This is a genomic window from Algoriphagus chordae (genome assembly GCF_003254055.1).
GTDB lineage: Bacteria > Bacteroidota > Bacteroidia > Cytophagales > Cyclobacteriaceae > Algoriphagus > Algoriphagus chordae.
On record NZ_QKZT01000027.1, the window covers coordinates 1 to 12,367 of the forward strand.

The 12,367-nt window shown below is 41.8% G+C and carries 11 protein-coding genes; 10 read left to right on the forward strand and 1 reads right to left on the reverse strand.

Features of this window, described 5'->3' with window-relative positions:
• On the forward strand, window positions 1-330 hold a 330-nt coding region (locus LV85_RS20265), incomplete at its 5' end, for a transposase (protein WP_111322870.1).
• A 539-nt stretch (window positions 331-869) separates the two neighbouring features.
• Here the strand turns inward: LV85_RS20265 and gndA are convergent.
• Window positions 870-2,282, reverse strand: coding sequence for an NADP-dependent phosphogluconate dehydrogenase (gndA, locus tag LV85_RS20275; RefSeq protein WP_111322872.1), 1,413 nt, complete (start codon window positions 2,280-2,282; stop codon window positions 870-872).
• A gap of 195 nt (window positions 2,283-2,477) precedes the next feature.
• On the opposite strand from gndA, the gene zwf reads away from it, so the two are divergent.
• From zwf to LV85_RS20320, 9 genes are all read left to right on the forward strand, one after another.
• Window positions 2,478-4,004 carry a glucose-6-phosphate dehydrogenase gene (zwf, locus tag LV85_RS20280; protein ID WP_111322874.1) on the forward strand — a complete coding sequence of 509 codons (1,527 nt, stop codon included), beginning with the start codon at window positions 2,478-2,480 and terminating at the stop codon, window positions 4,002-4,004.
• A 244-nt stretch (window positions 4,005-4,248) separates the two neighbouring features.
• A complete protein-coding gene (gene pgl / locus LV85_RS20285) occupies window positions 4,249-4,962 on the forward strand; it encodes a 6-phosphogluconolactonase (protein WP_111322876.1) in 714 nt (237 codons plus the stop codon).
• 135 nt (window positions 4,963-5,097) lie between these two features.
• Window positions 5,098-5,892 carry an alpha/beta fold hydrolase gene (locus LV85_RS20290; RefSeq protein ID WP_111322878.1) on the forward strand — a complete coding sequence of 265 codons (795 nt, stop codon included), beginning with the start codon at window positions 5,098-5,100 and terminating at the stop codon, window positions 5,890-5,892.
• Window positions 5,893-5,991: 99 nt separating this feature from the next.
• Complete coding sequence (locus LV85_RS20295) at window positions 5,992-7,974, forward strand: Ig-like domain-containing protein (RefSeq protein WP_111322880.1); 1,983 nt, start codon at window positions 5,992-5,994, stop codon at window positions 7,972-7,974.
• A gap of 34 nt (window positions 7,975-8,008) precedes the next feature.
• Complete coding sequence (locus LV85_RS20300) at window positions 8,009-9,118, forward strand: YncE family protein (protein ID WP_245942390.1); 1,110 nt, start codon at window positions 8,009-8,011, stop codon at window positions 9,116-9,118.
• Between the two features lie 62 nt (window positions 9,119-9,180).
• Window positions 9,181-9,600 carry a DoxX family protein gene (locus LV85_RS20305; protein WP_111322884.1) on the forward strand — a complete coding sequence of 140 codons (420 nt, stop codon included), beginning with the start codon at window positions 9,181-9,183 and terminating at the stop codon, window positions 9,598-9,600.
• Window positions 9,601-9,754: 154 nt separating this feature from the next.
• Window positions 9,755-10,480 (forward strand): TMEM175 family protein, encoded by a 726-nt coding sequence (locus LV85_RS20310; RefSeq protein WP_111322886.1) that lies wholly within the window; start codon window positions 9,755-9,757, stop codon window positions 10,478-10,480.
• Between the two features lie 29 nt (window positions 10,481-10,509).
• On the forward strand, window positions 10,510-10,812 hold the full coding sequence (locus LV85_RS20315; RefSeq protein WP_111322888.1) for a DUF1330 domain-containing protein: 303 nt from the start codon (window positions 10,510-10,512) through the stop codon (window positions 10,810-10,812).
• A gap of 131 nt (window positions 10,813-10,943) precedes the next feature.
• Complete coding sequence (locus tag LV85_RS20320; protein ID WP_111322890.1) at window positions 10,944-12,272, forward strand: rhamnogalacturonidase; 1,329 nt, start codon at window positions 10,944-10,946, stop codon at window positions 12,270-12,272.
• The last annotated feature ends 95 nt before the right edge of the window (window positions 12,273-12,367 follow it).

Genomic DNA, 12,367 nt, shown 5'->3' on the forward strand with positions numbered 1-12,367 from the left:
TGTGAAAACAGAATCAAAGAACTCAAGGATGATTTTGGCCTGGAAAGTTTTTGCTTACAGGATTTCTGGGCAACAGAAGCCTCGTTCAGATTCATCATGGTAGCTTATAACCTAATGAGTTTATTCCGTCATTTTGCGCTGAATCATCATAATCGGGCCACCTTAAAAACACTGAAATCCTATTGCTTTGCATTAGGAGCATGGAAGGTAAATCATGCCAATAAGCAGGTATTGAAAATCTCATTACCTGCTAAAAAGAGGCCTTGGATGGATGGGATATTTGCCCAAATTCAAAACATAAGCCCTCCATTCAATTATTCTAATGCATAATGCGGGTTTAACCGCAGATAGCACAGAGTCCCGATGGCTATCGGGATCGCAGAGTGCGCAAGAAGTAATTTTGTTGTTGTTGTTGTCCTGCTTCTCCAGAAGCTGGACTATTTCCTATAAGATACCTAAAATTCATTTTTCAATTCTCTCATCCATATATCTGCTGCTTATTGCGCTCGATTGACCTTATTAGTACAGGGTTTTTTAGTATCTGTTCTTCAACTAAATCAACTTTTCGATTTAGCAGTTTCTCCAATTTATTTTTCTCCAGAAGCTGTATTCACGGACTTTGATTACACAAAAGCTCGCCAATTTTCTTAGCGAGATTTTGCCTTATTGATACTAGTAATTTTTGAGACTGCGACTGAAAACTGATCACTAGCTTCTAAAACTACCTACAAATTTTTTCCCCACTTCTGTTGTTGTCCTGCTTCTCCAGAAGCTGGATTCACAGACATTGATAAGACAAAAGCTCGTCGGATTCACCAACGAGCTTTTGCATACTGAGACTGTGACTGAAAACTGACCACTGCCAACTCTTATTTCCCCCATTCCGTATGGAAGATCCCGTCACGATCAGTTCGCTCGTAGGTATGCGAACCGAAGTGATCACGCTGAGCTTGGATCAGGTTTAATGGTAATTTAGTCGAAGTGTAAGCATCGAAGTAACTCAATGCCGAGGAAAGTCCTGGAACAGGAATGCCATTTTTCGCAGCGAAGGCAACTACCTGACGAACTGCAGGCAAAGTGCCTTGAACTTTTGGTACAAAGGAAGGCGAAAGCAGCAAGTTCGGGATGGAATTATCCGCGGTATAAGCTTCCGCGATATCCGCCAACAATCCCGCACGGATAATACAACCTGCTCTCCAGATCTTAGCAATGGTGGACATATCCAGGTCATAGCCGTAATCCTTGGAAGCATACATGAGCTGATGCAAACCTTGAGAGTAAGCGATAATGAAAGAGAAATATAATGCTTGCTCTGCTTGAGCGATCAATTCTTCTTTGGCGATATGTGCTACTTCTGGTCGGGAGTATAGCTCGTCCGCTTGAACTCTCTCGTCTTTCAAAGCAGAAATCTCACGCATACTTACCGCCATATCGATGGTCGGAACAGGAATACCCAAATCCATAGCATTCTGAGAAGTCCATTTGCCTGTGCCTTTTTGCTTGGCTTTGTCCAGAATCATATCCACCAAATCAGCGCTGCTCAACTCATCCTTTTGAGTAAAGATCTCAGCAGTAATTTCTACCAGAAATGATTGCAAACGGCCTTTGTTCCAAGTATCGTAAACTTGGTGAAGTTCTTCATTGGATAGTTCACAGGACTTTTTCAGCAGGTCATAAATCTCAGAAGTCAACTGCATCATGGCGTACTCAATGCCGTTGTGCACCATCTTCACATAATTCCCAGCTGATTTTGGTCCTAGGTAAGCCACGCATGGTTCGCCTTTATATTTAGCAGAAACTGCTTCGAAAATTGGTTTCACATGAGCATAGGCTTCCTTGTCTCCACCAGGCATGATACTCGGTCCTTTTCTCGCTCCCTCTGCTCCACCAGAAACCCCAGAACCAAAAAAGTGAATTCCTTTTTCTTTCAAATATGCCTCTCTTCTATCCGTATCGGTGAAAAATGAATTCCCACCATCTATAATGATATCACCTTTGTCTAATAATGGAAGTAGGCTTTCAATCGCCTGATCTACGATTTTTCCCGCTGGAACTAGAAGCATGATTTTCCTTGGCGAAGTCAATGCCTCCACAAAAGTCTTGATATCAGTTGAAGCACTCACTTTTTCCAGATTTCCTCCTTCTTCTTTCAATGCATCCACTTTCTCCGGATCCAGATCGTAGCCAAAAGCTTTGAAATTATTGTCGGCGACATTCAAAATAAAATTTCGCCCCATCACGCCAAGGCCAACTAATCCAAAATCATAATTTGTGTTCTCCATCTTTTCTATTTGTTATTTTTCAAATTTGCTCCTATGCCTTAGCGCTTGCAAGGTTAGAAATAAATATGGGTTATTTTTGCGTCTCTTGATTCCAAAATTAATGGATTGAAGGTTGGCTTTCTAGTAAGATTGATAAATTTGTGACCGCCTAAAGCTAGGTTTTAATACAAAAAACATAAAAATACGCCCGTACTGATGAAGAAAACACAAAACCAGATGCTTATAATTTTTGGTGCGTCAGGTGATTTGACTGCACGAAAACTGGTTCCGGCAATATATAACCTGTACAAGGGTAAGCATCTTCCCGAAAATTTTGTGGTTTTGGGGGCGAGCAGAAGTGCAATGACTGATGAAGAATTCCGCCAGAAAGTTGTTCAGGAAAGTGAGTTTTTGAAGGATAGAATCAGTAAGGAAGAGAAAGCCTATATCGCTGATTTTGCTGAGAAGATGTTTTATGAAGATTTGGGCGATAATTATGATAGCAAGTATGATGGCTTGGCGAAGAGAATTCAAAAGCTAAATAAGGAAAAAGGTTGTGATGAGAACTATATTTTCTACCTATCCACTCCTCCAAGTTTGTATGAGGTAATTGCTAAGAACCTTTGCGAAGCTGGTTTGACCACCGAAGAAAATGGCTGGAAACGAATCATTGTGGAAAAGCCATTTGGTTACAGTTTGGCTACCGCAAAAGAGCTGAATGCAGGTTTGCACAAGTATTTCAAAGAGCCTCAGGTCTATAGAATTGATCATTATTTGGGGAAAGAAACCGTTCAAAACTTATTGGTAACACGTTTTTCCAATTCTATTTTTGAGCCGACTTGGAATCGCCGATACATTCATCATGTGGAAATCACCAATGCTGAGACTGTAGGCGTGGAAAAGCGTGGTGGATATTATGACAAGTCGGGTGCACTTCGGGATATGTTCCAAAGTCACTTACTTCAGGTTGTTTCGCTGATCGTAATGGAGCCACCGATTAATTCCAGCGCGGAGGAAATTCGTGATGAGAAGGTTAAAGCCTTGAAATCACTTCGTGTAATGACAAGCGATGAAGAACTTGCTACTCATACAATGAAAGGCCAATATGTAGCCTCAACAATAAATGGCAAAAAAGTAAAAGGATATCGGGAGGAAGATGGTGTAGATCCTAACTCTAAGACAGAAACCTTTGCTGCGGTTAAGTTTTTTGTGGACAACTGGCGCTGGAAAGGCGTTCCTTTCTATGTCCGCACTGCCAAATATATGCCTACTAAAGTGACGGAAGTGGTGATCCACTTTAAATCCCCAGCTCATGAGGTGTTCAAAAGTCAGGATGTTTACAAAAAAGATAATAAGATCATCATCCGGATTCAGCCTGATGAAGGAATCTTGATGAAGTTCGGAGTGAAAGTCCCTGGTCTAGGATTCCATGTAGAGCAGGCTAATATGGATTTCTACTACTCCGACTTAGACTCAGCGGAGATTATGGATGCCTACGAAAGATTACTGTTGGATGCGATGCAAGGTGATGCCACGCTTTATGCCAGAGCTGATGAGGTGGAGGCTGCTTGGAGATTTGTAGATCCGATCTTGAAATACTGGGAAAATGAGGATGTCCCAACGTATGGGTATGCAGCAGGAACTTGGGGGCCAAGAAATTCTGATGATATGTTTGAAGGTCACTTCGGCTGGAGAAATCCAGGAAATCGCCTAACTGACGAAACAGGCTTCTGTATTTTATAGATTAAAAATCAGCACAGAGGTCAATGAGTTCCGATAACTACCGTGATCTCAGAGAGTGCAGTTGATAAACATTTAGCTGAAATCCCTAGATAACATAGCCCCGCCTGAAAGGCTGGATAATTTATCTATCTCAAAGCTCTGAAGCCTGCCAGGCAGGTAGGCAGAGAGTGAAATAGAAATTCAAACCATTATAATAAAGTCCCAAATGCTGCATAAGTAGGGATTTCATAAATCTACTAGACTAATGACGATTAAGATATACGATACCAAAGATCAAGTTGCCAAGGAGTTTTCTGAATACTTCAGAGACTTGGCAGCCAGCGATCAGACCCTCCACATCGCACTTTCCGGAGGCAGCACGCCAAAGATTATTTTTGATTATTTGGCAGAGCACTTTGGTACTGAAATCGACTGGTCAAAGATCAACTTCTACTGGGGAGATGAGCGCTGTGTCTCTCCTACTGATTCAGAAAGCAATTACAAAATGACAGTGGATCATTTGCTATCGAAGATCGAGATTCCTGCTACTAATATCCATCGAGTTCTGGGAGAAAATGAGCCAGAAGGAGAAGCTGTTCGCTATAGCAAGGTATTGGATGCTGAGCTTCCAAAGTTGAATGATATACCTCAATTTGATTTGGTCATGCTCGGCATGGGCGATGATGGACATACCGTTTCCATTTTCCCAAATTCCATTTCACTTTGGGATTCTCCAGAGAACTGTGTGGTAGCTACGCACCCCGACTCAGGCCAAAAGCGAGTGACTATCACAGGGAAAATCGTAAATAATGCCAAAGCAGTTGCCTTCTTAGTAACTGGTGCCGGGAAAGCGGAGAAAGTGCAGGAAATCATCAAAAAAGAAAAGGATTTCGCGAGCTATCCAGCAAATTTGGTACAGCCATCGCATGGAGATCTGATCTGGTTTATGGATCAGGATGCTGCCAAAGGGATTCAATAGAATCTTTAAAGAAGTCCGCGTGTCGAACTTCTTACAAATTCAAATAGCGATTGGGATTAGATTCTCAGTCGCTTTTTTATTTCTATTCGCCTTGAAAACCCTTACCTTTTTGATCTAAACGATCTTAATCAAAAGATGAAACTTGAGAAGCCTTTACTTTTTACCCTCCTAGCCATTTTGATCAGCTTGAGCTCTTATGCGCAAGACCCTACTTTCCCTGAATATAAATCCGAGCAGTTTTCCTTTGAAGGACACGATGCCAAGGTAATTTTTCCAAATAAGCCCAATGCTGAGAAGCTGTGGATCTGGAGAGCTAGATTTTGGGGGCATGAACCACAATTAGACAAGGCATTGCTAGATCGAGGATTTCATGTAGTCTATGTAGATGTGGCAAACCTCTATGGAAATGATGAGGCTGTGGAGATTTGGGATAACTTTTACAAGTTCTGCCGAAAGAACTATGGCCTAAACAAAAAAGTGGTGCTAGAAGGAATGAGTCGAGGTGGATTGATTATTTATAATTGGGCGGCTCAAAACACCAAGAAAGTATTTAGCATTTACGCAGATGCCCCCGTTTGCGATATCAAGAGTTGGCCGGGCGGACTGTATGCCGGTAAAGGCAGCCCTGTAGATTGGGAAAGGTGTCTAGCTGCTTATGGATTAGATGCCAATACAGTGTTGGAATTCAAAGGAATTCCTATTTATAATAGTATCAAAGTTGCCAAAGCTGGTATTCCCGTCATCCACGTATATGGCGATTCGGATGAAGTAGTTCCTTATGAAGAAAACACAGCTTTGCTTGCTGAGCAGTTCCGAATGGCTGGCGGAACAATCGTACTAATACCTAAAGAGGGTATTGGACATCATCCACATTCATTGAAAGATCCTACCCCACTCGTTGAGTTTATTATGAAAAGTATTCAGCAATAGCCGGATAGCAAAACAGCTGTACACTTAACATTTTGCCAAACTTTACAAGGTTTGGCATGCAGGATTCGCTAAATTCAAAATCCATCTAAAACCCCAGCCATGAAAAAGTTTTTAATCTTCGCTTTTCTACTATTGCTATCTGTAGGTTTTCTACAAGCACAAGACTTATCTATTGAAGTAAGTTCTAAGGATGTTTCCATGAACATCGGCCAAACTATGCAGCTTGGCGCTGCTGTGGTAGATGCATCTGGAAAGAAAGTAGCTGATAGAGAGTTTATCTTTTATTCTACAAATTCACGTGCCTTAACGGTAGTGGATAGCACCGGCATGGCTACGGCCGTCAAACACGGAGAGTATGATGTAATTGTAATCAGCCCAGGTGATCCTCAATTGAGATCCAATATCAAAGTAACGGTAGCGCCTGCAGCAATCTCCAAAGTAGAAATTGCCCCCCTCCCTGAGCATGTGTATGCCGGAGTTACTGTTCCATTGGAAATCAAAGTGACTGACAAGGCAGGGTTTGAAAGACCGGAAAAAGTAGTCAAATTAACTTCCTCAGATGAGCGTAAAGTGGGCATAGCCCCTTTCGACAAATTGATTGCCAAGGAAAAAGGAAAAGTGATGATCACTGCATCCGTGGATGGAGTGGAGCAAAAGCTAGAGGTAGATGTACTAGAAAACCCTATTGCTGAGATTCATTTAAAATCCGATATGGTAGAAGGTAGGTCAGGTGATGTCTTTACACTGACTGCTGTGGCATTAGACAAACATGGAAATGAGATTGCAGATGCGCCGATCAATTTCTCCTTTACTGGAGAGTCTTTCGATGTATCGGCGGCTCCCTCGGGATTGATTACCCAGGAAGGAAAATTCGTGGCCGATGAGCCAGGACTCTACGTCTTGAATGCAACCTGTGGTCCAGCAGCAGCATCGGTGACAATACAGGCAAACAATCGAAACATCACTCGTCAAATTGATCTCATAGGCCAAGGATCGGTCAACGATAAGCACACTTCTGATCTTTGGGTATGGGAAGGAGTAGATGGTAGAGATTATGCTGTCACTGGAACCTGGGGTTCGGATGGTTCTGCATATTTCTGGGACGTGACTGATCCAGCAGGAATCGAATTGATAGATTCGGTGAAGGTGGATGCGCGGACAGTGAATGATGTAAAAGTATCCGAGGACGGAAAAGTAGCAGTGATTTCAAGAGAAGGAGCCTCTAATAGAAAAAATGGCTTAGTGATCGTCGATGTAAGTAATCCTAGAGATGCCAAAATCATCTCCGAATTCTCTGAAAATCTCACTGGAGGAGTACACAATGTATTTATCTATCAAAATCACGTCTATGCCTTGAGTGCTGGGAGAAAGTATTACTCCATTAATATTGAAGATCCTGCTAACCCAAAAATCGTCGGAGAGTTTGAATTGGATACACCAGGACATGCCATTCACGATGTGTGGGTTGAAGATGGAATCGCTTATTCCTCCAATTGGTCTGACGGAGTACAGCTAGTGGATGTGGGAAATGGCATAGCAGGTGGCACACCAGCCAATCCTGTACAATTTGCTAGTTATGCCTACCCAAGTGGTTCAAACCATGCTGCTTTCCCTTACAGGGATAAAAAGACAGGTAAATTCTATGTGATCCTAGGTGATGAAGAATTCCCTTATGGTCTAGACCCAGATGGACGCAAGCCTGGTAGAGCAGCTGGATTCTTACACGTCATAGATTTCACTGATCTCAAAAACCCAAAAGAAGTTGCCTGGTTTAAGGTGCCTCTTGCAGGCTCACACAATTTCTGGATTGAAGATGATATTCTTTATGCTGCCTTCTACAATGGAGGAGTACGCGTAGTGGATATCAGTGGAGAACTTTTGGGAGATCTCAATCGCCAAGGCCGTGAAATCGCCTGGATTGTACCAGCAGACCCTGATGGCTATGTATCAAATGCTCCATTCACCTGGGGCGCGCAACCGCACAAGGGGCATATTTTCTATTCAGATTGGAACAGTGGACTCTGGTCTGCCAAGTTGCAACCTGTAATACCAGAAAACTCCAAGATAGAAGAAGCTAAGTAGAATCTGTATGTGTCAACTCACTCTAAAAATAAGCATGATTAAGTCACTCCTTCTGATCGCAGCTCTTACGTTTAGTTTTGCGGCAAATGCGCAGAATTACTACGTATATGTCACTGCAGAGTCGGAAGATGAAGTTGCACTTATCAAATTTGATGGGAAAAATGCGACTATAGAAGAAACTATTCAAGTAGGAATATGGCCAGCTGAGATAGAAGGACCACATGGGATAAATATAAGTCCTGATGGCAAATATTGGTACCTCTCTCTTGCCCATGGCAATCCTTATGGAACCCTATACAAGTATTCCACCGAGACAAATGAAGTGGTGAATACGGTGAAATTGGGGCTTTTCCCCGCTTCACTTCAGATTTCGAAGGCAACAGGACTATTATACTGCGTGAACTTTGACCTTCATGGTGACATGCTGCCGAGTACAGTGTCCGTCGTGGACCCAGAAGAAATGATCGAAATAGATCGCATAGAAACAGGAGTAATGCCTCATGGATCCAGAATTTCATCTGATGGCATGTTTCATTATTCAGTGGGTATGATGTCTGGAGAGTTATTTGAAATTTCCACCACCAAATTGAAAGTGACCCGTAAGCTGAGTTTAGATGGAATGGAGGAAGATGGAGCAGCCATGGGGGGAATGGATCATTCTAAAATGGGACATGGCATGATGACAGAAGCTGCTCCAATGTATCATAGCGAAGTAAAACCCACCTGGGCTATGCCGCATCCTACCAATGGAAAAGTCTATGTGGCTGGCAATGGCACTGATGAGGTTTTGGAAGTGGATTTGGAAAAGTGGGAGATCACTAACCGATTTAAAACAGGCAAAGCACCTTACAATTGTGATGTATCTCCAGATGGTCGCTATTTGGTAGTCACCTATAAAGGAAGCGGAGAAACTGGCATTTGGGATCTGGAAAGCAACTCGGAACTCCCAAGAGTGAAAAATACCCGAAAGGTGGCGCATGGAGTTTCGATCTCTTCAGATAGCAAATATGCTTTCATTTCTGTAGAAGGTATAGGTGGTGAACCAGGTACCTTAGATGTAATTGATATCCAAAAGGCAGAAAAAGTGGCCTCTGTAGATATGGGTAAGCAAGCGGGAGGAATCATCTTCTGGAAAATGGAGTAATCAGGAATTTTTTCCTTGAACAATATCAGGAATATTTATAACAGCCTTTTAGCTACTGAACTATGCTCAATCCTAAAACGTCGACAGTTCAAAATGTACTGAGAATTATCCTAGGAGCATTTATGATCTGGGCGGCTATTGGGCATCTAACTTTGCAAAGACAGGAATTCCAATCGCAAGTACCTGAATGGGTTCCTATGAGCAAAGATTTAGTGGTTATACTCTCTGGTCTAGTAGAATTAGTCTTAGGTTTTGGGATGATTTTCTTGTCAACACATAAGGTGAAATTTGGGATAGCACTCGCCATTTTTTATGTGCTTATTTTCCCAGGAAATATTGCGCAATATGTGGATGGAAAAGATGCCTTTGGATTAGATACAGATCAAAAGCGCTTAATAAGATTGTTTTTCCAGCCAGTCTTGGTCCTTTGGGCGCTCTGGTCCACAGGCGCTTTGAAGGCGCTCTACTCAAAAAGCAAATAAATCCGAAAGCCTTTTCAAATCAGGCTGTAAGCTAATTTGATAGTAATTCCACGGCTGGCTGAGCTATATTCTGTTTCCATGCATCTTCAGATCACTTTTCCGAATTTTTCTACCAGTCCAAATCGATTATATTAAGGAATTAAAACAAGTTACTATGCGCAATAAGCTTTTTAAATCTAGCGATAGAGATCCAAACATAACCTATCGAGGAGAAAGCCCTTCAAGATTAGATAACCTGACGGATGCTGTTTTTGGGATTGCAGTGACTCTCTTAATTTTTAATTTGGCCAGCCCAAATTCACTAGAGGACTTAATAGTTTTTACAAAGACACTTCCAGCATTTTTGATCAGTATTGGGTTTCTTATAGTCATTTGGCAGGAGCATGTACGCTTTTCGGAGATCTATACCATGAGAGGATCATGGCTAATTTTTCTCAACTCCCTATTTATAGCCCTGATCATATTTTATGTTTATCCTTTGCGTTTTTTGACGCTCTTTCTCACCAATTTGATTTTTGGAACTGATCTTTCCTTGCAGATCTCGCCTATTGAAATCCCAGATTTGATGATTTATTACGGTTCTATAGCCTTTGCCTTATACTTCGTCCTCTTTTGGTTTTACAATATTGCAATTATCAAAAAGGATAGTTTGGCTCTAAATCCCTATGAGCTGCTACATGCTAGATTTCAGCGAACCAGAATAATTATAATGTTTACCGTTCCCCTTCTTTCGATCGGATTAGTCTGGATGATTCGCCCATATTCCATTGGCTGGGCCTCATTTTTAGGAGGGATGCTTTACGCCTTTTACAGTCCAGCAATAATGATTTGGGCAAAATATTATAAAAAGGCTGCCAATCAGCTACAAAGTATAAAGTGATTTTCAGTCTCTTTACTTCAAAAAATCCAATGCTATTTATCACACAATTAATATATATCATCAAGGGTCAAGAGAGCATCTTTCATGAGTTTGAGGAGATCGCCATCCCCACCATCGCCAAGTACAATGGAAAACTTCTATTGAGACTCCGACCAACTGCTGAGAGTTGCATAGAAAGCTCCATGGAGCGTCCTTATGAAGTTCATTTGGTTGAGTTTGAGACTATGCAGGATTTTGAAGACTTTAAACTTGATGAGAACCGCAAAAAATTCCTACATCTCAAAGAGCAATCTATCAAAGCTTCCATCCTAATTCAGGGAAGTAAATTATAGGAACACCGGACTTTTAGCAGGTTGAGACAGGACAGCAACTGATACCAATCTCCATAGCTTTTTATATCTTGTATGCGATCTTAAGGTAATAGTATTTACGGATGAAGTAGTCCAATAATTCCCAAAAATTGATGAAAAACCTATTGACGGCACTCATAGCTGCTATTATAATCCTCCAGCCAGCTTTTTCTCAAGAAAAATCAGAGGATCTATGGCCTGATGGTACTCCCATTTCACCATGGTTTCATGACTATTCCAAAGTGAAACTGGAAGATCTTGGAAAGCAATATCTGCTTACCGATTTTGGCGTGAAGAACGACAGTAGCCTATTGCAAACCCAGCAAATACAAGCTGTAATTGACCAAGCTGCTAAAACTGGCGGAGTTGTGATCGTCCCAAAAGGCACTTTCCTTAGTGGTGCCTTATTTTTCAAGCCAAATACACATCTTCATGTAGCCGAAGGTGCCGTATTAAAAGGTTCTGATGATATCGCCCATTATCCTTTGATTCCTTCCCGAATGGAGGGTCAAAACCTGGACTACTATGCCGCTTTGGTCAATGCCTATGGAGTAGATGGATTCACGATTTCTGGTACAGGCACTATCAATGGAAATGGTCTGAAGTTCTGGGAGGCATTTTGGCAGCGTAGAAAAGAAGACCCCAACTGTACCAATCTGGAAGTCTCCAGACCTCGATTGCTCTTCGTCTGGAAAAGCAACGATGTACAGGTACAGGATGTGAAATTGATCAATGCTGGCTTCTGGTCTAGTCATTACTATCAGTGCAATAATATCAAACTACTTGATCTCACCATCACTTCCCCCCACGAACCTGTAAAAGCTCCTAGTACAGATGCTATTGACTTGGATGTGGTGTCAAACGTATTGATCAAAGGTTGCTACCTCGCGGTGAATGATGATGCCATAGCGCTCAAAGGCGGCAAAGGACCATGGGCTGACGAAGACCCAAATAACGGTGAGAACACCAATATCATCATTGAGGACAGCGAATTTGGCTTTTGTCATTCAGCATTGACCAATGGCAGCGAATCGATTCACAATAAAAATGTGATCATGCGAAACATCAAAGTTCAAGATGCCGTGCGCTTACTTTGGCTAAAAATGCGACCAGATACTCCGCAGCATTACGAGTATATTACCGTGGAAAATATCAAAGGGCAGGCGCGTAGTTTTCTCTATGTAAAGCCCTGGACTCAGTTTTTCGATCTCAAAGGAAAAGAAGAAGTACCACTCTCCTATTCGGATCATATCACCATGAAAAATATTGATCTGGACTGTGATATTTTTTTCGACGTAGCTATTACTGAGCATGATCGGCTCTCGGATTTCACCTTCGAAAACTTGAACATCCGCGCTACCAAAGCTGATTTTGAACCTTCCTTCGTAAATGGCTTTGAAGTGAAAAATGTAATCGTAAATGGAAAGCTGATTGACAAATAGAGCTCATTTTTGTTAGGGTAATTAGGCTCATAAATAACGTTCAATCTTGTCCAATACTATGGAAATAAAGACATTATAAGATGCATTCTTAATTC